The 20909-nt window shown below is 72.1% G+C and carries 18 protein-coding genes; 6 read left to right on the top strand and 12 right to left on the bottom strand.

Annotation, left to right across the window (positions count from 1 at the left end):
* Window positions 1-40: 40 nt before the first annotated feature.
* Window positions 41-670 carry an RNA 2',3'-cyclic phosphodiesterase gene (gene thpR, locus OG245_RS01195; RefSeq protein ID WP_371621660.1) on the bottom strand — a complete coding sequence of 210 codons (630 nt, stop codon included), beginning with the start codon at window positions 668-670 and terminating at the stop codon, window positions 41-43.
* Between the two features lie 183 nt (window positions 671-853).
* Here thpR and OG245_RS01190 point away from each other — a divergent pair, with 183 nt between their 5' ends.
* Window positions 854-1882, top strand: a complete 1029-nt coding sequence (locus OG245_RS01190; RefSeq protein WP_371621659.1) for an aminoglycoside phosphotransferase family protein — start codon at window positions 854-856, stop codon at window positions 1880-1882.
* A gap of 77 nt (window positions 1883-1959) precedes the next feature.
* On the opposite strand, the gene OG245_RS01185 is transcribed toward OG245_RS01190, so the two are convergent.
* The gene (locus OG245_RS01185) at window positions 1960-2886 is read right to left on the bottom strand and encodes a LysR family transcriptional regulator (protein ID WP_371621658.1); all 927 of its coding nucleotides are present in this window, start codon (window positions 2884-2886) and stop codon (window positions 1960-1962) included.
* A gap of 178 nt (window positions 2887-3064) precedes the next feature.
* On the opposite strand from OG245_RS01185, the gene OG245_RS01180 reads away from it, so the two are divergent.
* Window positions 3065-3676: a helix-turn-helix domain-containing protein gene (locus OG245_RS01180; RefSeq protein ID WP_371621657.1), complete on the top strand. Its 612-nt coding sequence runs from the start codon at window positions 3065-3067 to the stop codon at window positions 3674-3676.
* 162 nt (window positions 3677-3838) lie between these two features.
* Here OG245_RS01180 and OG245_RS01175 read toward each other — a convergent pair whose 3' ends face one another.
* Window positions 3839-4975 (bottom strand): sorbosone dehydrogenase family protein, encoded by a 1137-nt coding sequence (locus OG245_RS01175; RefSeq protein ID WP_371621656.1) that lies wholly within the window; start codon window positions 4973-4975, stop codon window positions 3839-3841.
* Window positions 4976-5454: 479 nt separating this feature from the next.
* On the opposite strand from OG245_RS01175, the gene OG245_RS01170 reads away from it, so the two are divergent.
* Complete coding sequence (locus tag OG245_RS01170) at window positions 5455-7575, top strand: glycoside hydrolase family 6 protein (protein WP_371621655.1); 2121 nt, start codon at window positions 5455-5457, stop codon at window positions 7573-7575.
* A 118-nt stretch (window positions 7576-7693) separates the two neighbouring features.
* Here OG245_RS01170 and OG245_RS01165 read toward each other — a convergent pair whose 3' ends face one another.
* The 6 genes from OG245_RS01165 to OG245_RS01140 form a co-directional block, all read right to left on the bottom strand.
* The gene (locus OG245_RS01165) at window positions 7694-9625 is read right to left on the bottom strand and encodes an HtaA domain-containing protein (RefSeq protein ID WP_371621654.1); all 1932 of its coding nucleotides are present in this window, start codon (window positions 9623-9625) and stop codon (window positions 7694-7696) included.
* 147 nt (window positions 9626-9772) lie between these two features.
* On the bottom strand, window positions 9773-10951 hold the full coding sequence (locus OG245_RS01160) for an oxygenase MpaB family protein (RefSeq protein ID WP_371621653.1): 1179 nt from the start codon (window positions 10949-10951) through the stop codon (window positions 9773-9775).
* Between the two features lie 101 nt (window positions 10952-11052).
* The gene (locus tag OG245_RS01155; RefSeq protein WP_371621652.1) at window positions 11053-12108 is read right to left on the bottom strand and encodes a polyprenyl synthetase family protein; all 1056 of its coding nucleotides are present in this window, start codon (window positions 12106-12108) and stop codon (window positions 11053-11055) included.
* The gene (locus OG245_RS01150; RefSeq protein WP_371621651.1) at window positions 12098-12376 is read right to left on the bottom strand and encodes a polyprenyl synthetase; all 279 of its coding nucleotides are present in this window, start codon (window positions 12374-12376) and stop codon (window positions 12098-12100) included. The genes OG245_RS01155 and OG245_RS01150 overlap by 11 nt, the downstream gene beginning before the upstream one ends.
* A 365-nt stretch (window positions 12377-12741) precedes the next feature.
* Window positions 12742-13881, bottom strand: coding sequence for an RNA polymerase sigma factor (locus OG245_RS01145; protein WP_371621650.1), 1140 nt, complete (start codon window positions 13879-13881; stop codon window positions 12742-12744).
* Window positions 13882-13888: 7 nt separating this feature from the next.
* Window positions 13889-14296: a YciI family protein gene (locus OG245_RS01140; protein ID WP_361332484.1), complete on the bottom strand. Its 408-nt coding sequence runs from the start codon at window positions 14294-14296 to the stop codon at window positions 13889-13891.
* A gap of 257 nt (window positions 14297-14553) precedes the next feature.
* Between OG245_RS01140 and OG245_RS01135 the strand changes: the two genes are divergently transcribed.
* Window positions 14554-15363 (top strand): alpha/beta fold hydrolase, encoded by an 810-nt coding sequence (locus OG245_RS01135; RefSeq protein ID WP_371621649.1) that lies wholly within the window; start codon window positions 14554-14556, stop codon window positions 15361-15363.
* A gap of 26 nt (window positions 15364-15389) precedes the next feature.
* Here the strand turns inward: OG245_RS01135 and OG245_RS01130 are convergent, their stop codons facing one another.
* Window positions 15390-15881: a MarR family winged helix-turn-helix transcriptional regulator gene (locus OG245_RS01130; RefSeq protein ID WP_371621648.1), complete on the bottom strand. Its 492-nt coding sequence runs from the start codon at window positions 15879-15881 to the stop codon at window positions 15390-15392.
* Window positions 15882-15907: 26 nt separating this feature from the next.
* On the opposite strand from OG245_RS01130, the gene OG245_RS01125 reads away from it, so the two are divergent.
* Together OG245_RS01125 and OG245_RS01120 are read left to right on the top strand one after the other, a co-directional pair.
* Window positions 15908-16327, top strand: coding sequence for a DoxX family protein (locus tag OG245_RS01125; protein WP_371621647.1), 420 nt, complete (start codon window positions 15908-15910; stop codon window positions 16325-16327).
* Window positions 16328-16391: 64 nt separating this feature from the next.
* The gene (locus tag OG245_RS01120; RefSeq protein WP_371621646.1) at window positions 16392-16976 is read left to right on the top strand and encodes a DUF998 domain-containing protein; all 585 of its coding nucleotides are present in this window, start codon (window positions 16392-16394) and stop codon (window positions 16974-16976) included.
* A 31-nt stretch (window positions 16977-17007) separates the two neighbouring features.
* Here OG245_RS01120 and OG245_RS01115 read toward each other — a convergent pair whose 3' ends face one another.
* The gene (locus OG245_RS01115; protein ID WP_371621645.1) at window positions 17008-17550 is read right to left on the bottom strand and encodes an HAD domain-containing protein; all 543 of its coding nucleotides are present in this window, start codon (window positions 17548-17550) and stop codon (window positions 17008-17010) included.
* Window positions 17551-17709: 159 nt separating this feature from the next.
* Window positions 17710-20706: a family 16 glycoside hydrolase gene (locus OG245_RS01110; RefSeq protein ID WP_371621644.1), complete on the bottom strand. Its 2997-nt coding sequence runs from the start codon at window positions 20704-20706 to the stop codon at window positions 17710-17712.
* Window positions 20707-20909 lie beyond the last annotated feature (203 nt).

Here is a 20909-nt window from a genome sequence, read left to right as displayed (position 1 = left end):
CCGCCGTGAAACGCTGCGAACGCGGTTGAGGGGCGTTCGTTCAGGTCCCGTCCGCTCCGTGGCGGAAGTCCCACGCCTCGATGTCGCGGTAGTGGATCGGTCCCGGTCCCCGGCCGATGTTGCTGCCGACCAGGTGGAGGCGCCCGGCCTCCCAGCTCCGGCCGGCGAACGCGGCGAGCCCCGTCGCGGCCTCCACCGTGGCCGCGTGGTCGCCCCGGCGGGACCGGGCCAGCGTCAGATGGGGCCGGAGCGGTCGCTCGGGGAAGGAGACGCCGCGCTCCCGGACGAGGACGCGTACGTCGGTGGCGAGGTGATGCAGCCCTTCGAGGTCGCCCGTGACGCCGGTCCACAGCACCCGCTCGTCGAAGTGCCCGCCGCCGCGCAGCGCCAGCCGCAGGGGCCGTCGCCGCGCCGCGAGCCCGGCGAGCGGAGGTATCAGGGGCGGGACGGCGGTGACCGGCAGCTCCCCGAGGAACGCCAGGGTGATGTGCCAGTCCTCGATACGGTTCCACCGCATGCGGGGATAGGCGTCGTAGGCCGGGCGCAGCGCCCGGGAAAGCTCGTCCTTCGCGTCGTCGGGCGGCGCGAGCGCAAGGAACACGCGGGTCGTCGTGGCCCGGACGCGTTCCTCCGCAGGGGATCCGGTCACGGCTTCGAGCGGTTCGTTCACCTGCCCAACCGTACGTGTCGGCCGTGCCCCCGCCGTAACGCGGGGCCCGACGACGGACGCGGGCACGGGCCGGCCGACGCCGTACCGTACGGCGCCGGCAGCGGCTCCCGGGACGCGTCGGGCCATGTCTCGGAGGTCGGGCGTTCCACGGATCGGGACACGGCTCCGTGCGAGGATGGCCGCATGAGAGCGCGACTGCCGTGGGGGGACGCGTTACGGGCCGCACTGGGCGCTCCGGGGCGCTCCCGACGACTGAGCAGCAGCCCCCGCTCACGTGTGTGGCGGGTGGAGACGGCCGGGGCGCCCGTGGTGGTGAAGCAGATGGTCGACGGCCCCGACGCCGACGAGCGGTACGACCGTGAACTGGCCGCTCTGCGGCTCGCCGCCGGAGCAGAACCGGCTGTGGTGCCCGCGCTGCTGGGTACCGCCCCCGACGACCGGGTGCTGGTCCTGGAGCATCTGGACCACCGACACCCCTCCGGCGACTGGATCGTGGACTACGCGGCGGCACTGGCCAGGCTGCACGCCGTCGCCCGCCCCGAGCACACCGGACTGCTGCCCCGCTGGCAGGGCCCGGACGCTGCCGACGCCGCCTCCTTCCTCCGGCTGGCCACGGCCCTCGACGCCCCCGTCCCTCCCGGAGTGCCCGGCCGGCTCGACGACCTCGTGCACCGGCTCGCCCGCACGCCCGGGCACGCGCTGCTCCACGGCGACCCGTGCCCCGGCAACGACCTGCACACCACCGGCGGGACCCGGTTCATCGACTTCGAACAGGCCTCACTGGGCAGCGGGCTGGTGGAACTCGCCTACCTGCGTATCGGCTTCCCGACCTGCTGGTGTGTCACCGCGGCGCCGGTCCCGCTGCTGGAACGGGCGGAGGCCGCCTACCGCACGGCATGGCGCGCCGAGACCGGCGACGAACTCCACGACGACCTCACCGACTCCTGCGCGGGCTGGCTGATCCGGGGTGACGCCCTGGTCCCGAGAGCCGACCGCCAAGGCGCCGATCACCTGGCCCGGATCCCGGTCCGCGACTGGAAGTGGGGCACCGTGACCGCCCGGCAACGTCTTGTCCACCGGCTGGGTGTCGTCGGCTGCATGACCGCCGGCCACGATGGCCTGAGCGGGCTGAGCACGCTCTGCGCGGACATGCGCCGGCAGATGCTGGCCCGTTGGCCCGGGCTCCGGCCCGTCCCCACCCGACGCCCCTGAGCCGGGGCCGCTCGCCGCGCGGAACGGCGACCGCCGGCCCGGAGGACCAGCGGGCGGGTCACGTTCGCCGACCGGCGTCAGCGGGCCCGGCCCGGAGTCCACGTGTCGGCCGGCGGCTCCGGCCGTACCCGCACGAGGTGCCTGCGCAGCGCCGCCAGCACCGGGTGAGGGTTACCCGTCCGGTACAGGAACGCGTGCGGATAGACCGGAGTCGGGCCCACGACCGGAATCCGCCGCAGATCGTGGGCGGCCGGCCACACGTACCGGTCCCGGGAGCCGATGAGCGTGGCCAGCGCCGCGGATTCGGCGATCGAGTCCATCAGCGCCTCGGTCCCGAAGTCGGGCCCGACCGCGTCGATGCGCAGACCGAAGTCCTCCGCGAGCCGGTCGTAGTAGGCGGCCCACTCGGTTCCCTGCTTGATGCCCGGGATCCAGATCCGGTGCCCGGCGAGGTCCGCCGGGGCCGACGACCGGGCGGAGGCCAGCGGGTGGCGCGGTCCGACGAGGAGCTGCAACGGATCGTCCAGGACGCGTTCGGCGCTGATCCCTTCGGGCAGGGCGCCCGCGGGCACGGCGCGGAAGGTCGCGTCGATCTCGCCGGCCAGCAGCGCCTCGGCCGCCCCGGTCACGTTCGTGTCCGCGAGCGTCACCACGTCCAGGTCCGTGCCGGGGTGGGCCTGGTAGAAGCCGCGAACCGCCAGCGCCGGGGCGATACGCCGGTGGAGCACGTCCACGCGCAGCGCCCGGTCACCGGGGCGTACCGATGCGGCGGCCCGCTCCACGGCCCGCAGGACCTCGCGGGCGTGGGGCAGGAAGGCCTGCCCGTCCGGCGTGGGGTGCGCTCCGCGGGCGGTGCGCACGAACAACGCCACCCCGAGCACGCGTTCCAGGGCCGCCACGCGCTTGGAGACGGCCTGCTGGCTGACGCGCAGGTCCACGGCGGCCTCCTGGAACTGCCCGGTGTCCGCGACGGTGACGAACGTGCGCACGGCTTCGATGTCCACGACCTGAACCCTATGCGCCCACAACCATGGGTTGTGGCCCACCGATGACTCGGTTGTGCGATCGCGATCCTGTCGGGCCGTGCGCACGCTCGGGGTCAACGATCGGTTGTGGCGCACGGTTCACTCATGGCGCGACAGGGCCGGGTGCTCACTGCCTCCATGGCATAGGCTCATGCTCATGACGCAAGACGACGGTGAGCTGGACGGTCTGGTACGCAAACGCATCCGCGCCCTCCGTCTGGCCCAGGGCTGGTCCCTGGAGGAGCTGGCCGCCCGGGCGAAGGTCAGTCAGTCCACGCTCAGCCGCATCGAGAACGGCCGGCGCCGGCTGGCGCTGGACCAACTGGTCACCCTCGCCCGCGCCCTGGACACCTCACTCGACCAACTGGTCGAGACCGCCACCGACGACGTCGTCTCCAACCCGATGATCGACGGAGCCCACGGTCAGCTGCGGTGGCCCATCAAGGCGGAGCCCGGCATGACCGTCATCCGTCAGCGTCTGACCGAGCCGCCGCCCGACAACCCCTCCCGGCTGCGCGCGCATCCGGGAAGGGAGTGGCTCGTCGTCCTCTCCGGCACCGCGATCCTGCTCCTGGGCAACCGACGCCTGCGGATCGAGACGAACCAGGCGGCGGAGTTCCCCACGATGCTCCCGCACGCGATCGGCGCCGAGGGCGGGCCGTGCGAGCTGCTGGGCGTCTTCGACCGGGACGCCCGCCGCGGGCATCAGCGCGGCGAAGGCGCGGAGAAGGCGAACCGCCCGCCTCCGCCCGGACGGAGCCTCCCGTGACGAGCGCGCGGTGGCGCGTCGGGGGCGCCGGGGAGCCTGCCGCGAGATCGTGGCCCGGGCTCTCCCGCGTACGGCCGGACCACGGGGCAGGGGCCCGCCGGTCATCATGATCGGCGGGTCCCTGCCCGGGCGCGCGGCCGGCCTCCCGGGTGCTTCAGCGGCTCACGCGGGATCGACGCGGGAGACGACGCCGTTGCTGCTGAGGACGTACAGCTCGCCGTCACCGGCCTCGACGAACGAGATCACCTCGCCGCCGCTGACACCGAGGTCGCCGACGCCGGTCACCTCACCGTTCTCCAACTGGAGCGTACGCAGGGTGCCGTCGCAGTAGTCGCTGAACACATAGCTCCCCCGAAGGCCGGGGAGCGCGTCGCCGCGGTAGACGAATCCGCCGGTCACCGAGCAGCCGAGGCCCGTCCGGTCGTACTCGTGGACCGGCGGGACGTGGTTCGCGGGCTCCGTGCCGCCGCGGAAGGGGTGGGTTCCTTCCATGGAGGCCCAGCCGTAGTTCTCACCGCCCTTGCTGTCCGCCGGGGCCCAGTCGACCTCCTCCCAGTCGCTCTGACCGACATCGCCGATCAGCAGGTCGCCCGTGCCGGCGTCGAAGGAGAACCGCCACGGATTGCGCAGCCCGTACGCCCAGATCTCGTCCTTCGCGTTCGCGTCGTCCACGAAGGGGTTGTCCGCCGGGATCGCGTACGGCTCGCCTCCGCTCGGGTCGATCCGCAGCAGCTTGCCGAGCAGGGTGTCGAGCTTCTGCCCGTTGCCGTGCGGGTCGCCGCCGGAGCCGCCGTCACCGAAGGCGATGTACAGATAGCCGTCGGGACCGAACTTGATGTCCCCGCCGTTGTGGTTCGCGTACGGCTGCGTCTGGGTGAGGACGGTCCGCCGGGTGTCCGGCTGGAGCCGGCCGTCCTCCACGGCGAACTCGTCGACCGTGCTGGTGCCTTCGAGGCCCGTGAACGAGATGTAGAAGTGCTCGAAGGCCTTGTCGAACGCGATGCCCAGCAGGCCGCGTTCGCCGTCCGTGGTGGTCTCGTCGGAGATGTCGAGCACGGGTGCGCCGAGGCCCTGATCGTCCAGGACCCTTACGGTTCCAGCGCGTTCGGCGATCCACAGGGTGTCACCGGGTCCGGCCGCTCCGGCGGACGGCCCCTGGGCCCTGGCCACTTCGGTCAGGGACGCGGTCACCGGCTGGACCGGTTCGGCGGGCTCGTCGGCCGACGCCGTGGCCAGCGCCAGTGACGTGACGAGGCAGAGCGTGCCGATGATCGCCGAGCTTCTGGTGCGAAATTTCACCGTGGCCTCCTGGAGGCGGCGAAGGGGGGAGGTCACCCGGCTGCTTCGAGCGGAGTTGCGTGGGGGGCACGAGCCGGCAGGCAACCTGGGTGGGGGAGTTGGTGTGTCACCGGCTACAGGTGAGGATAGGGGGACGGACGTGGCCTGGCCTAGACCAGCGTTACGGCGTCTTCTTCCGCGGCGGCCCCTGGCGCACCCCGCAAGTCGGTAGTCGGCCAATCGTCGACGCGAACCCGACCGGTGATGCACGCACGCCGCCTCCCCGGTCGTTGATGGGAGCGCTCCAACTCCCGTCAACTGCCGTTCCATGCAACGTTATTGCGCTGCAACGCTTGACAGCCATCGAATGCCACGCCAGTTTGGGAGCGCTCCCACACGCACGCTTCCCCAGCTGGATCCCTTACCTCCCGAGCGTCACGGACCCCTGAACCCGTCCGTCGATACCCCCGACGGACGTACGAGAGGAGCACGGAGCCGCAATGAGAATCAGAGGCACCACCCCGCACGCACTCCGCAGAAGAGCGGCCGCCGCACTGTCCGCCCTGGTCATGGGCGCCGCACTCGCCGTGGCCGTACCCGGACAGGCGTCGGCCGCCGCCGCCCGCGTCGACAACCCCTACGCCGGCGCCACCGCCTACGTGAACCCCGACTGGTCCGCCAGGGCCGCCGCCGAGCCCGGCGGCGACGTCATCGCGGACGAGCCGTCGTTCGTCTGGATGGACCGCATCGCCGCGATCGGCGGCACGCCCGGCGCGCGGGGCCTGCGCGCGCACCTCGACACGGCCGTGAGCCAGGGAGCCGACCTCTTCCAGGTCGTCATCTACAACCTGCCCGGCCGGGACTGCGCCGCCCTCGCGTCCAACGGCGAACTCGGCCCCACCGAGCTGAGCCGCTACAAGGACGACTACATCGACCCCATCGCCGGCATCCTCGGCGACCCCGCCTACGCGAGCCTGCGCATCGTCACGCTCATCGAACCGGACTCGCTGCCCAACCTCGTCACCAACGCCGGAGGGACCGCCGGCTCCACCCCCGAGTGCGCCACGATGAAGGCCAACGGCAACTACGAGAAGGGCATCGGATACGCCCTGCACACCCTGGGCGCCCTGCCCAACGTCTACAACTACGTCGACGCCGCCCACCACGGCTGGCTCGGCTGGGACTCCAACTTCGTCCCCGCCGCCCAGCAGTTCAAGAAGGCCGCGACGACGGAGGGCGCCACCGTCTCCGACGTCCACGGCTTCATCGTGAACACGGCCAACTACTCGGCGCTCAAGGAGCCGCACTTCGCGGTGACCGACTCCGTGAACGGGACCACGGTGCGCCAGTCGCGCTGGGTCGACTGGAACTACTACGTGGACGAACTCTCGTTCGCGAAGGCCCTGCGAACGGAACTGGTCCGCCAGGGCTTCTCCTCCGACATCGGCATGCTCATCGACACCGCCCGCAACGGCTGGGGCGGCTCCGCCCGGCCCGCCGGCCCCGGCCCTCTGACCAGCGCCGACGCCTATGTCGACGGTGGCCGGACCGACCGCCGCATCCACGCCGGCAACTGGTGCAACCAGAGCGGCGCGGGCATCGGCGAGCGTCCCACGGCCGCACCCGAGCCGGGGATCGACGCCTACGTCTGGGCCAAGCCCCCGGGTGAGTCCGACGGCAGCAGCAAGCCCGTCGACAACGACGAGGGCAAGGGCTTCGACCGGATGTGCGATCCGACGTACACCGGCAACGGCCGCAACGGCTTCAACCTCACGGGTGCGCTGCCCGACTCCCCGGTGGCCGGGCACTGGTTCTCCGGACAGTTCCAGGAGCTGCTCCGCAACGCCCACCCGCCGCTGGACGGCGGCGGAGGCGAGGACGACACCCAGGCGCCGACCGTGCCCGCCAACCTGCGCGTGACGGCCAAGTCCAGCAGCAGCGTCACGCTCGCCTGGACGGCGTCCACGGACGACACCGGCGTCACGGGGTACGACCTCCTCCGTGACGGCACCCGAGTGGGCACGACGGCCGCGACGACCTACACCGACAACGGCGTGAGGGCCTCGACCGCCTACAGCTACTCGGTCAGGGCCAAGGACGCGGCGGGCAACGTCTCGGCAGGGGCCCCGGCCGCGCAGGTCACCACCGAGGCGGGCGGCGGCACCGGAACGGGAGCGCTCAAGGCCGAGTACCGCAACACCGACGGCTCTCCGACCGACAACCAGATCCGGATGTCCCTCCGCCTGGTCAACACCGGTTCGGCCGCGATCGACCTGTCCACGGTCACGGCACGCTACTGGTTCACCTCCGACGGCGGCGCGAGCACCTTCGGCACCGCCTGCGACTACGCGGTGCTGGGCTGCGGCAACGTGACGCACCGTGTCCGGCCGGTGAGCACGCCGGTCACCGGCGCCGGCCACTACCTGGAGGTCGGCTTCGGCGGCGGCAGCCTCGCGGCGGGCGCCACGACCGGCGAGATCCAGCTGCGGCTCAACAAGAGCGACTGGTCGGCGTTCCAGGAGAGCGACGACTACAGCCGCTCCGCCAACACCGCCTTCGCCGACGCCCCGAGGATCGGCGTCTTCACCGGCTCCACCCTCGCCTGGGGCACCGCCCCCTGACCTGACCTGCCCCGACCTGCCCCGCCTCCGCAACGGCCTCCGCCACTGCCGCTGCCCCTCTCCCCGGACGACGGGAGAGGGGCAGCGGCGCGGAAGCCGGGGACGGACGGGACCCGGGTCAGCGCACGTCGACCCGGTCGCCGGCGCCGGTCGTGCCCAGACGGGACGACGTGGCCTTGAACTGGGCCTTGAAGGTGCCGTCCTTCTTGGCGGTGAAGCCCTTCGAGAACACCCCCTTGCTGTTCGTGCGCACGGTCGCCAGCTTGCTCCACTTGCTGGAGCCGTCGGCCTTGAACAGGATGATCACGGACTGGCCGGAGGCGTTCTTCCAGGTGCCGTCCAGGCTGCGCAGGGTGCCCTTGACCGTGATGGTGCGCCCCTTGCGGACCGGCTCGGGGGACGCGTTGAACTTGGAGACGGCGGTCCGCAGCTTGACGTCCACGTTGTCGGAGGTGCTGACGGCCGCGGCGCGGTCGGCGGTCCCCGCGTAACGGGCGCGCCAGGTGCCGTCCTTGAGGGCGGTCACCGAGGTCGAGACGACGCCCTTGCTGCTGGTGTCGACCGTGGTGGCCCGGCTCCAGGTCTTGCCGCCCTTCGTGCGGAACTCGATCACGACGGGCGCCTTGGCCAGCGGCCGCCAGACGTCGTCCGTGGCGCCGGCGGTCTGGAGCGTGGCGACCACCTTCAGCTTGCCGCCCTTGGCGACCGGCTCGGGAGAGGCGTTGAAGGAGACGATCCGGGCGGGCACGGCGGACACCGTGAGCGCGGCGGCCGAAGTGGCGCTCTCACCGGACGCGTTGACGAAGACGGCGCGGTAGCGGTGGCCGTTGAGCGCGGCCGAGGCCTTGACCGACAGGGTGGTGGCGGTGGCTCCGGGGACGGTGCTCCAGGTCGTGCCGCGGTCGGCGCTGCGCTCCCAGCGGACCGAGTCCGCGCCGGTCGCGGCGGCGGTGAACGTGGCGGTGGCGCCCGAGCGGGCGGTACGCGGCGCGGGGTGCTGGGTGACCGTGGCGGCGGGGACCTCGGCGCCGAACCTGAGCGGCTGGGCGACGTCCTGGGCCCGGGAGGGCATCCAGCTGGAGTCGCCGCCGTCGTGCGAGTTGAAGCTCGTGACGAAGCAGGCGGTGGTCCGGCAGTCGACGGCGGGGGCCCCGGAGGGGGTGAAGGTCTCGGTGAGCTTCAGCGTGACGGTGAAGGTGCCGTCCGCGCCGACCTGACGGATGTACGCCGCGTTGCCGAAGACGCTGGGGTAGGTGGTGCCGGGCAGGGCGATGGACTGGGCCAGGTACACGCCGCGCCCGGGCTGGTAGCCCTTGCCGCTGACGGTGACCTCGTTCTCCGCGTCCAGGCCGGTGACCTGGCTGACCGTCAGGGTGGGGACGCTGACGCCGCCGCTGATGGCGACGGGGTCCAGCGCCGTGCCGACCGCGTACATGGGCCGGCCCTGGTAGGCGAAGATGGCCGCGCCCTCGCCGGTGAGCGTGGCCGTGATGCCCGTCCAGTCGAGGGCGGCTCCGTCGAGCGCGTCGGCGGACGCGGTGAGCGCGGCGAGCGGTACGCCGGGGGTGGTCACCGGGGTCTTGCCGACGGCGATGTCGGTCGTCACGTCCATGTGGAGCGTGCCCTTGCCGTCCTTGAGCACGACACGCGGGTTGGCGAGCGTGATGGCGGTTATCCCGTGGCTCGGGACCGCGTAGGTGACCGAGCCGCCGAAGCGCACGTCCGCGGAGCGCTTGGCGGGGTTCACCGAGCCGTGCTTGACGGGATAGCCGACCCGTCCGGCCGCGTCGGCGGTCGCGCCGCCGGCCACGTTCACCGAGCCGCCCGAGCCGGTGACGTAGCGGACCCAGGAGTCCTTGAAGCCCCAGGAGGTCCGGCCGGACACCAGGATCGGGGAGGCCGCGGAGGTGGTACCGCCGGCCTCGGCCCGCTCGGCCGCGTGGATGCCCGGGGAGGCGGCGGAGGCGGGAACGGCGAGGACGCCGGCGCCCACGGATACGACGGTCAGGGCGGCGAGAGCGGCCAGGCGGCCGCGGCGGGGCATGGACATGCGCTGCATGTCTCCTTCGGGGGAGGGGTACGGCGCCAGGACGGAGCCGTTCCCGGGAGGCGAACGAAAGAAGGGGGGATACCGGCTTCTCGGCGTGTGGGGACCCGAAGACGACACATCGCATATTAGGTGAGGCTTACCTAATTGTCACGATGGGGGTGTGAGACCGGGAACGCTGACGGCGGGCGGACTCCAGCGGCGGGCACGGGACGCCCCGGGGGAGACGCCGTACTCCTCCTTGAGCTGCTCGGGGATGGCGTAGTGCATCACACGGCCGCGGGTGAGGGAGGACAGTTCGAGGACGGTGGTGAGGTGACCGAGGCGGTCCAGGGCCCAGGCGCCCAGAGGGGACCGGTCCTCGACGGTCTCCAGGACGCCGAGGAGGTGGGGCACTGCCTTGACGACCGTGTCCCACGAGGTGCGGGGCACCTGGAGCCAGTCGGCGCAGGTGCCGCCGACCAGGTGCCGGATGAGCGCGGAGACGATCGGGTCGAAGAGGGTCCCGGGCACGACCTCCTCGTAGAGGTCGATGAGCTGCCGGGTCAGCAGCGCGCCCTCTTCGGAGGGCCCCATGTGCCGGATCATGTACAGGTCGAGGAACGGGCGCGCCTCGTCCAGGGACCGGGGGACGGCCTCCTGGTCGACGCCCAGCATCGCGCCGACCACACGCCAGGCGTAGTAGTAGGCCGCCGCGCCTTCCTCCGACATGTGGATGCCGAGCCGGTGCAGGCTGTCGAGCACGAGCAGCGAGAAGAACATCTGCCCGCCGATCATGTCCTCCTGGCAGATCGGCGTCCCGAGCGCGTCGGCGTCCCACCGCTCCTCGCGCAGGAGGTGATGGCGGATCGACGCGTGCAGAAGGCGGACCTTCTGGGCGGCGGGGATGAAGCGGCCGCCTGCCTCGAAGGCGTCGGGCCGCATCAGGTGGACGGTGAACTGGCCGGTCTCCGCCATCCGTTTGGAGGGGTACTTCAGTCCGTGGGTGGCGGAGAGGAGCTTCGCCACGTGCGGGACCACGTAACAGGCCGGCATGGAGGCGAACGACAGCGCGGTGGAGATGTGCACGTTGTTGTCGATGAAGAACAGCCGGGCCTTCTCCATCTCCTCCCAGTCCACCCAGGCCGGCGGGGCACTCGTGGCCCGGAGGTAGTCCCGGGCGACATCCGGCAGCCCGTCCGGCAGGGGAGCGCCGGCCGTGGAGACGTAGCGCATCAGCGTGTTGAATCTGCCCACCTCCCCGCGCTCGAAGAGCGCGGCGACGGTGGCGTCGGCCAGTTCGTCGCCGCCCTGCCGCAGGGCGTTCATCGAAGCCTCGGTGTAGGTCAAGACGGACTTCCTTGCTCTCGGTGCGGGGCGGTGCGGGGCGGTGCGGGGCGGTGCGGGGCGGTGTGGGACAGGAGGTGGCGGTCGGGTGGGCGAACGAGAGGTCAGGACAGCCGCACGGTCGCCGAGTTCGCCAGTGCGGTCAGGGCGTCGGCCGCGCCCGGCGGCACGTCCAGCTCATGGAGGGCGTCGAGGGCTGCCGAGACGCGCGCCGCGATCATGCCTTCGACGAGATCGGGGGCCTTCAGTCCGCGCATGACTTCGCGCACCGTGTGCAGCCCGTCCTCGCTCAGGTCGCGCTGGCCCAGGAGAGCCCGGAGCCGGTCGCGGTCGTCGTCACCGGCGACACGCCAGGCCTCCGCCAGCAGGGCCGTGGGCCGGTGACCGCGCACGTCGTCGGCATTGGCCTTGCCGGTGCGCCCCGGGTCCCCGAACAGCCCGAGCAGATCGTCCCTCAGCTGGAAGGCCTCGCCCAGCGGCAGCCCGAAGGCGGAGTAGCCCTCGCGCAGCCGCCCACCGGCCCCGGCCAGGGCGCCGCCGATCAACAGGGGCTGCTCGACGGTGTACTTGGCGGTCTTGTACCGGATCACCTTCAGCGACGCCGCGGTGTCCGGCTCCGCTCCGGTGCGCAGGATCTCCAGGCACTCGCCCGCGATCAGCTCCCGGCCCAGAACCGTCCACAACGGGCGGGCCCGGCCCAGATAGGCGGCGGGCAGACCGCTGGCAGCGAACAACTGCCCGGCCATGCCCATCAGCAGATCGCCCACCAGCATCGCCAGCGACCTGGCGGCGGCGACGGAACGCGGGCGACGGCGCACGGCACCGCGCAGCGCGATGTGCGCGGTGGGGCGGCCGTGCCGCAGAGCGCTGTCGTCGATGAGATCGTCGTGTACGACAGCGGCGGCGTGGATCAGCTCCAGGGAGGCCGCGGCCCGCACCAGCGCGGTGCTGTCCGGCTGCCCGGCCGCCCGCCAGCCCCAGTAGCAGAACGCCGCCCGCAGCCGTTTGCCGTCGGCGACGACCGCCTCCACCTGCGCGGCCACCGGGGCCAGGTCCGGGTCGATGGCCGCGAACAGATCGGCCTCCCGGGCGACGAACGGGTGCAGCACCTCGTCGACCCGTGCCTTGAAGGCGGCCGCGTCCCACCGGTCAGGCGTCATCGGCGGCCCGCCGGGCGACAGCGAGCCGGGCGAGCAGCTCCAGATGGGCCGGCGGCGGACCGGCGTACCGGTCCAGCACCAGGCGCCCGCGCGCCGTCAGCTCGTTCTCGGCCTGCGCCGCCAGCTCCGCGGCGTCCGAGCGGCGCAGCAGCCCGCGTACCGCTCCCAGGGCCGAACCCACGGCGCTCACCGCCAGATCGGCGGCCCCCGCCACGAGCAGGACCACCCGCTCGTCCGGGCCCCCGTCATGCCCCGCTTCTCGCGTCATGCCACTCCCCACCCCACAACCGCCGATGGCGCGGGTCGCGCGCCCGTTACCCAGCATCGCGACACACCGGGCCCCGAAGGGGGCGGAAGTCACGATCGAGTGATCGACTCGCTCGACCGTACGGTTCGTCGGCGCAGGGACCCGGCCGACCCGTACGTGACACCGGGAGGAGGGACCGGCGTTGGGCTGCCGGGCCGAGGGCGCGACGAAGCATCGGGACGGGGAAACGGTGAGCGCACCGGAGCCCGGTGTCCGGCGGCGAGTTCTTCGTACGCGCCCAGAATCGCCGCGCCCGAGGCGTACGCCGGACCGGTCGCGCACCTCCGCACGCGGTGGGTGCGGAGGGCGCGGTCGATCCGTCAGCGTCACAGACCGGCGTTCAGCCGGGCGGCCTGGCGCGTGAGGTGGTCGCGCTCGGCGAGCGTGGGGGCCTTGTGGGCGGCCTCCGCGTACAGCCGGGCCGCCTTCGGCAGGTCGCCGTCGCGCTCGTGGAGATACGCCGCCACCGCCGTGTGGCGGGGCAACGTGTCGCTCAGCGAAGCGAGTTCGCTCAGTCCGGCGCGCGGTCCGTCGGCCTCGCCCACGGCGACCGCACGGTTGAGCCGGACGACCGGGCTGTCGGTCAGGCCCGTCAGCTCGTCGTACCACTCGACGATCTGCACCCAGTCGGTCTCCCCGGCGGTCGGCGCGTCGGCGTGGAGCGCCGCGATCGCGGCCTGGGCCTGGAACTCGCCCAGCCGGTCGCGGGCGAGGGCCGCCTGGAGGATCCCGACGCCCTCGGTGATCGCCCCGGTGTCCCAGCGGCCCCGGTCCTGCTCGGCGAGCGGCACCAGACTTCCGTCGGGCGCGGTCCGGGTGGCGCGGCGGGCGTGGTGGAGCAGCATGAGGGCGAGCAGCCCCGCCACCTCCGGGTGGTCGATCGCCGCCGCGAGCTGCCGGGTGATCCGGATGGCCTCGGCGGCGAGGTCGACGTCGCCGGAATAGCCCTCGTTGAAGACCAGATACAGGACGCGCAGCACGGTCGCGACGTCGCCGGGCTGATCGAACGCCACGCCGGAGACGGTGCGCTTCGCCCGGCTGATCCGCTGCGCCATGGTCGCCTCGGGCACCAGGTAGGCCCGGGCGATCTGGCGCGTCGTGAGCCCGCCGACGGCCCGCAGGGTGAGCGCGACGGCGGACGACGGGGTCAGCGAGGGGTGGGCGCACAGGAAATAGAGCTGGAGCGTGTCGTCCACCGCCGGCACGGGGCCGGGTGCGGGCTCCTCGTCGGCGAGGTCCTCCCGCCGCCGCCGGGCGGTCTCCGCCCGGGTCGCGTCGAGGAACCGCCGCCAGGCCACGGTGACCAGCCAGCCCTTCGGGTCGCGCGGTCGCTCGTCCGGCCATACCCGGACCGCCTCGATCAGGGCTTCCTGCACGGCGTCCTCGGCCGCCGCGAAGTCTGCTCCGCGGCGGACGAGGATTCCGAGGACGCTCGGTGTGAGGCTCCGCAGGAGCGCCTCGTTCATCGTGGCGTCACTCCGTGACGGTGGGCGGCGCGGACAGGAACGGGCGGACCTCCAGCCACTCGTGGATCGGCTTTCCGCCCGCCCCCGGGGCGGCCGACAGCTCCCCGGCCAGTTCGACGGCGCGGTCGTAGCCGTCGACGTCGATGATCATCCAGCCGGCGATGAGGTCCTTGGTCTCGGCGAACGGTCCGTCGGTGACCGGCGGGCGGCCCTCGCCGTCGTACCGGACCCACGCGCCCTCGGGGGCGAGCGCCTGACCGACGACGAACTCACCGGTCTTCTCCAACCGGTCCGCGAAGTCCTGCATGTACTGCATGTGCGCCGAGATCTCCTCGGGCGTCCACCGGTCCATCGGTACGTCGTTGACCGAGGCCGGGGCTCCGCGGTAGTGCTTGAGCAGAAGGTACTTGGCCATGGTGGTACTCCTCGGTGCTGTGCGGCCCATCGCGGCCGCTCTCACTCCAGGGACGGAGCCGGATTCGGGTTCTCGACATCGTCGCCCGAAAACCTCTCGAAATCTTTTCGGCGGGCCGGGGACGAGCCCGCGGTCTGCTCGCGAGGGTCCCACGGACGTCACCGCGCGGGCTCCGCATGGCGGCCCGCGGGACCGCGGCGCAGACTGGACGGAGAACGGGGACCACGAGGACGACTGCCCCGGGGAGGCCCGGAACGATGGGTGAGTACGCGGATCTGCCCGGCGTCAGGACCTGGTACGAGACCGAGGGGGCCGGCGACCCGCTGGTGCTGCTGCACGGCGGCTTCTGCACCAACGACACGTGGGGAGCACAGCGCGCCGACCTCGCCGCCGCCCATCGCGTGTATCTGCCGGAACGCCGCGCCCACGGGCACACGGCCGACGTCGCGGGACCGCTGACGTACCAGGACATGGCCGACGACACCGTGGCCTTCCTGGAGCGGGTCGTCGGGGGACCGGCACATCTGGTGGGCTGGAGCGACGGGGGAGTCGTCGCGCTGCTCGTCGCGATGGACCGTCCCGACCTCGTCCGCAGGGCCGTGGCGATGGGGGCCAATTTCCGGCCGGGGACCGAGTGCTTCGTCGAGCCGTCGATGCTCGACGCGATGACCCCCGCCGCGCCGGATCTCGCCTTCTTCCGGGAGATGTACGAACCCGTCTCACCGGACGGCGCGGACCACTGGCCGGTGGTCGCCGCGAAGGTGGTCGACATGTGGCGCACGCAGCCGGCGCTGACGGCGGAGGACCTGGCCCGCGTCGAGGCGCCCACCCTCGTCATGGTCGGCGATGACGACCTGATGACGCTGGAGCACACGACGGCCCTGTACCGCGCGATCCCGGACGCCGGGCTGGCCGTCGTTCCCGGGGCGTCCCACCTGGCCCCGCTGGAGAAGCCGGCGCTGGTCAACCGGCTGATCCTCGACCACCTCGCGCAGGAGGCGGTGGAGACGATGATGCCCATCCGGCGGGCGGAGACCGGGGCGGCCCCGGAGGGCACCGTGATCTGAGCCGACGGCGTCGGTCAGCGCGGGGCTCATTCCTCCGTGCAGCTGAAGTCCTGCGGAGAGGTCCGCAGCTTGCCCAGCAGCCGGCGCAGCGTGGCCCGGTCGCGCTCGGACAGGTCCGCGAAGAGTTCGTGCTCCACGGTGTCGAGTGCCGTGTCGGAGGTCCGCAGCTGTGCGGCGCCCCGCGGCGTGATCTCGACGATGTGGCGGCGCCGGTCGGCGGGGTCGCGACGGCGGCGTAGGAGGTCGTCGCCCTCCAGATCATTGAGGAGGGCCACGAGGACGCTGGGGTCGACGTCGAGCCTCTCGATCAGCGCCTTCTGCGTGACCGGCCCGTCGGCGAGCTGCAGGAGCGTCATCATGTGCCGCGGGGTGAGCCCGGTGGCCGCGAGCGCCTTGTGGATGAGGGTCTGCGTCGCGTTGCCGTGGTAGGCGAGCAGGAATTCGAGGCGGTAGCCCGGATCGCCGGGAGACGTCGAAGACCCCGCCGATGGCTGGGCGGCCCTGTCCTGAGCTGGCATTCCACCACGGTATCAGGGCGCACATTGTGGAAGCTCGGAAATCGTTTATAGTCATCAACGATCTAGCCATTCACATCATTGATGATTCCGAGGTAACCATGTTCATCGCCTACGCCGTGGTCGGCGTCCTTCTCGCCTTCGCGCTCGGCGCTTCCTCCGTGCTGACGTTCACGCGCAACGAGGCCATCACGGCCTCGATGGGCAAGGTGGGCGTCCCCGGCACCTGGTTCCCGTGGCTGGCCTCGCTCAAGGCGGCCGGCGCCCTCGGTCTTCTGATCGGCCTCGGTGTGCCGCTGATCGGAGCCGCCGCTGCCGTCGGCGTCGTCCTCTACTTCATCGGAGCCGTCGTCACCCACCTGCGCGTCAAGGACTACGAGATCGCGCCGCCCGTGGTGCTCGCCCTGCTGGCCGTCGCCGCGCTGGCCCTGCGCGTGCTGTCGGCCTGAACGCCCCGACCGCCGCCGGGCGGATGTCAGCAGGGGGCGAGGTGCCCACATTTATGATGGTTCGATGCGATCTGCTCCCTGGTGGGCCTTGGTCTCCTCCGGATGCGCCCCCGTCCTTCTGGTCGGCTCCTGGACGATTGCGCAACTGCGCCAGGGGCCGGAGTACGACCCCGCAGGGCAGACCCTGAGCGTGCTGGCCTCCTACGGCGCCGCCAGCTACTGGCTGATGACGGGGATGCTGCTGGTGCTGGGGACGTGCTACGTGGTGACGGCGCACGCGCTCCGTCCGGCGGCGCCCGCCGGGCGGGTGGCGCTGGCCGGGGGCGGACTGTGCGCACTGGCCCTGACCCTGGTGCCCGCACCGAGCAGCGGCGGGGCGTTGGAGCACGGGGCCGTGTCCACCATCGGCCTCGTGCTGCTGGCGGTGTGGCCACCGCTGGCCGCCGTCCGGGACCGGAGGCCGGTGCCGTGGGGGCTGAGGCTCGATGTGTCGCTCGTCGCGAGCGCGTTGATGGGCGCGAGCGCTCTGTGGTTCCTGGCGGAGCTCCAGAGCGCGGGTGCGCCGGGCGTCGCCGAGCGCGTGGTGACGTCCCTCCAGGCCCTGTGGCCGTTCCTGGTGGTCGTCTCCTGCCGGAGAACCGCGGCCTGACGGAGCGAAGCCGCCGCCGCGGCGGCGGGGCCTACGCGCCGTCCGCCACGCGCCGCAGCCAGGCGTCGAGAGCCGTGTAGTCGCTGTCCGCCAGGCCTCGCCCGGGATCCACCCGGTGGAGCAGGGCCGGGCCGGGGTGGTGCGCGGCGAACCAGGATCGATCGGTGTCCGTGATCTCGTCGTCGACCCAGACGAAAGGACGGCCGGCGGCCCGTGCGACGAGGGCGCGGGTCTTCCCGTGGAGCCCGTCCCGCACGTCCCGGTCCTCCCGTCCGGCCGCGCCCTCGGCGGGTTCCGGCCAGTGGACGACGGGCAGCGGCGGCAGTCCTATGCGAGGAGCGATCCACGCGTTCGCGTCCTCCCTCCACGTGGTCGCCCACACCAGCTCGCACGGCAGCGCCGCGAGCCGCGGCCCGTGCCGGGGATCGATCCTGTTCAGCAGCGGATTCGCGCCGGTACCCGGAGTCCCGGGGGCCGTCCCGTAGGTCGGGTGGGGGCGGGACGTGGCACCGAAGGGGATGAGGGGACCGTCGACATCGAGGAACAGCGGCGGACGCGGCGCGGTGGGAGTCACGGGAGCACGATAGCGGCGGCCCCACCGGGAGGGGCCCGGCGCCGGGGCCACCGCCGATGCGGCGTGCGGCCGGGCGCCGGTGCGTACGGCTCCCGGGAGACAGCCTGCCGCCGCCACCCCGGAACCGTACGTCCCGTCCAACCCTGCGGGTCAGTACACCTAAGTGAGCGGTTCCACCCACACATTGCGGTAGCGAACCTTGCTTCCGTGGTCCTGGAGCCTGATCGCCCCGGCCGTCGGACCCTCGGCCGCTCCGCCGCCGGTCGTGCCGTCCACGGCCACGTCGTCGTGGACGGTGACACCGTTCCACACGACGCTGATCCGGGCATCCTGCGTCTTCGCCCCCGAGGCGTCGAAGCGGGCTGCGCGGAAGGTGATGTCGTACGTCTGCCAGGTCTCCGGGGCCGTGGCGGCGTTCACGTCCGGGGCCTTCTTGGTGTAGATCGCCCCGGCCTCGTTGTCGGCGAGCGTGGTGTCACCGTACGAATCGAGGATCTGCACCTCGTAGCGCTCCTGCAGGTACACGCCGCTGTTGGCGCGGTCCTGGCCGGTCACGTCCGGCGGAAGGTCCGGCAGCCGGAACTCGACGTGCGCCCGGAAGTCCTGGAAGCCCTGCTTGGTACGCAGGTCCCCGCCGGCGACCTCCATCTCCCCTCCGCTCACCGGCCATTCGGGTGCCCGCCCGTCCGGATGCTGCCAGGCCGCCCGGTCCGTGCCGTCGAAGAGCTGGACACGGGCTCCCTGCGGATGGACGGTGATCATGTCGAGGTTCACATGGCCGGTGTCACCGCTGTCGTAGGAGTAGGTGATCGTGTTGCGCCCCTTGCGCAGCTCCAGCTGCTCCGTCCCCGTCGACCAGGTCTTCCAGTCGGTGGTCGACAGCAGCTCGACCTGCCGGACCTTCTCGCCGTTGACATGGACGCTCACCGTCTTGGTGCCGGGCGCCGGATCCGGCCCGTTGGAGTAGCGCAGCCCCACGTCGTGCGTACCCGCCTCCCCGGCCTCCACGTCGAAGGCGACCGACGCTCCCTCGTTGCCGAAGCCGTCGACGAAGCCGCCGCCCGAGTAGCCCGCGTGCTCCGTGTCGAAGCCCGCGCCCCCACCGAGGGCTGCCTCCTCCGCCTCGTACCGGGTGGCCGGGGGCTGGTCGCCGGGAAGGGAGTTGAGGGTGTACCAGGCCTCCGTGCTCCACAGCTCCGTGCCGTCGGCGGAGCTGAAGGGACGCGGCGAGCGTACGTGGACCACACGGTTCGCCTTGAGCCCGGGGATGGTCAGCGTGACCTTCTTGCGGTCCTCGGAGAGGGTGGCCGCACCGACGTCGAGGGACTCCTCGTCGATCTTGGGGCCGCCGTAGGCGGGGGTCGGGGCGTACGTCCACTGCTCGACCCGGTAGCTCTCGGCGAGCTTCGCGGCCGTCTCCTCGGAGAGCGGCTCGGTGTACTCCAGCTCGAAGCCGCCCGGCTTCGCGCGCATCGCCAGGATGTCGAAGGCCTTGTCGCCACTGGGGGAGAGCTTCTGGAGCCCGTAGGTCAGCTTGCCCTCCTGGCCCCAGTTGCCGCCCGCGCCGAGACCGCCCGCGTAGATCGCGCCGTCCGGGCCCGTGCTGATCCGGTTGACCCCCGCCTCCAGGCCCTGGGTGAAGCGGAAGACCGCCCCCTGGTACTCGCCGTCGACCTTCTCCAGATAGGCGCGCTGGATACCGCCGTACGTGACGTCGCCGAACAGCATCTGCCCGGCGAACCGGCCCTCGTCCATCTGGAGGGGCGTACTGGGGGAGTTGGCTATCTCGTTCTGCGGCAGCCACAGCACCGGCTTGGTCACCGGCTTCGCGTCGAAGGGGCCCGACGGGTTGGTGTAGTGGTTGAAGAAGCGGTCCTGCTTGATGTGGAGCAGCTTCGAGGAGGGCAGCCAGCCGCCCTGGTTGTCGAGGACGAACATGTCGCCCTCCGGGCCCCAGCCGATGCCGTTGGGCGTACGCAGGCCACCGGCGATGTAGTCGACCTCGCCGGTCTCCTTGTTCACCTTGATCGTCGAGCCGCGGTTCGGCGCGGGCTGCGGGTCGGTCGTCGCCCCGCCCAGGTCGATCGCCACGGACAGGTTCAGGTAGAAGTAGCCGTCCCGGTAGAGCAGACCGAAGGCGAACTCGTGGAAGTTCCCGCCGTACGGCCAGGTCGCCACCGTCCGACGCTCATCGGTCACGTCGTCACCGTCGGTGTCGGTCAGCTCGGTGAGTTCGTGCTTCTGCGACACGTACAGTCTGCCGTCGACGGCCTTGATGCCCATCGGCTCCTTGAGCCCCTCGGCCACCTTCTCCGCCGTCACCTCGCCGGGAGCGGTCTCGCCCTGGACGTTGTCGAGGAGATAGACCTCGCCGGTCGTGTTGTCGGTGCCGCCCCAGGTGGTCACGGCCAGTCGGCCGTCCGGCAGCCAGTCCATCGCGGTGACCTGCGGTTCGAAGCCCGCCGGCCGCAGATCGGTGAGCGCGTAGTCCGGGTGCGTCCCGGTCAGCGGCAGCCCGTCGCCGGGGGAGTCGAGGGCACCCTCGCACTCCTTGCGGCCCGGTGCCGTCACCCGTACGACGTCGGCGTCGGTGCTCAGCACGGTGTCCGGCACGACGGCGAACTCCCCGGTGCCCGGCGGCTTCCATTCGAGCGTGACCTGCTGACCACCGGTGCGGTCGAAGTGGTCGATCCGCAGCGGATGGTGACCGGCCGTCAGCTCGACCGAGCCGTCCTTGGGCTCCGCGCCGTGCAGCCCGTCGTGGTCGATGACGGTGGAGCCGCCGATCCGCAGCCGCGAACCGTCGTCGCTGGTCAGGCGGAAGGCGTACGCACCGTCCTCGGGAACCGTGAGGTTGGCGGTGACCTGGGAGACGAAGTGGTCGTCGAAGCCGAAGACGTCCGGTGAACTCCAGTCGATGCCGGGCATCAACTTGTCGACGTTCGGGGTCTGTCCGGTCTTGATGTCGCACAGCTCGCTGAGGGGGGCCTGCACATCGAAGACGCGCAGGGTGACGCCCGGCTCCTGCGGCGGGAGTTCGTCCAGCGGCGACGGTGCGGCAGCGGCCGGCACGGCGGAGAGGGCGCCGACGAGAAACGCGGAGACGAGCAGGCCGGTGAGATGTCTGCGGGAACGGTGGAACGGCCGTGGATGCATTCTTCCTCCTGGCCCCTCGCGGCGAGGGGCGCGTCGCGGCGGTGGGTGGGGCCACCCGGCGCCCGGGGGTGAACGTTCGGCTCGTGCGGTGGGGCAGCGCTTCGTCCGGACAGGGGCTCCGGTGGCTGCGCCGAGAACAGTAGGAGGCTTCTACCGGCGGCGTCCATACTTCGTCACCGCAGTGTTCAAAGTTCGCAGGCGTT

It is taken from the genome of Streptomyces sp. NBC_01116 (assembly GCF_041435495.1).
Taxonomy (GTDB): domain Bacteria; phylum Actinomycetota; class Actinomycetes; order Streptomycetales; family Streptomycetaceae; genus Streptomyces.
This window is presented reverse-complemented; position numbering and strand designations above follow the sequence as displayed.

Excerpts from the sequence above, each read along its gene's own strand:
- OG245_RS01170 (WP_371621655.1), top strand. The coding sequence starts at position 5,455 with ATGAGAATCAGAGGCACCACCCCGCACGCACTCCGCAGAAGAGCGGCC.
- OG245_RS01130 (WP_371621648.1), bottom strand. The coding sequence starts at position 15,881 with ATGCCAGCTCAGGACAGGGCCGCCCAGCCATCGGCGGGGTCTTCGACG.
- OG245_RS01165 (WP_371621654.1), bottom strand. The coding sequence starts at position 9,625 with ATGTCCATGCCCCGCCGCGGCCGCCTGGCCGCTCTCGCCGCCCTGACC.
- OG245_RS01145 (WP_371621650.1), bottom strand. The coding sequence starts at position 13,881 with ATGAACGAGGCGCTCCTGCGGAGCCTCACACCGAGCGTCCTCGGAATC.
- OG245_RS01110 (WP_371621644.1), bottom strand. The coding sequence starts at position 20,706 with ATGCATCCACGGCCGTTCCACCGTTCCCGCAGACATCTCACCGGCCTG.
- OG245_RS01155 (WP_371621652.1), bottom strand. The coding sequence starts at position 12,108 with ATGACGCCTGACCGGTGGGACGCGGCCGCCTTCAAGGCACGGGTCGAC.
- OG245_RS01135 (WP_371621649.1), top strand. The coding sequence starts at position 14,554 with ATGGGTGAGTACGCGGATCTGCCCGGCGTCAGGACCTGGTACGAGACC.
- OG245_RS01120 (WP_371621646.1), top strand. The coding sequence starts at position 16,392 with ATGCGATCTGCTCCCTGGTGGGCCTTGGTCTCCTCCGGATGCGCCCCC.
- OG245_RS01190 (WP_371621659.1), top strand. The coding sequence starts at position 854 with ATGAGAGCGCGACTGCCGTGGGGGGACGCGTTACGGGCCGCACTGGGC.
- OG245_RS01180 (WP_371621657.1), top strand. The coding sequence starts at position 3,065 with ATGACGCAAGACGACGGTGAGCTGGACGGTCTGGTACGCAAACGCATC.
- OG245_RS01140 (WP_361332484.1), bottom strand. The coding sequence starts at position 14,296 with ATGGCCAAGTACCTTCTGCTCAAGCACTACCGCGGAGCCCCGGCCTCG.
- OG245_RS01150 (WP_371621651.1), bottom strand. The coding sequence starts at position 12,376 with ATGACGCGAGAAGCGGGGCATGACGGGGGCCCGGACGAGCGGGTGGTC.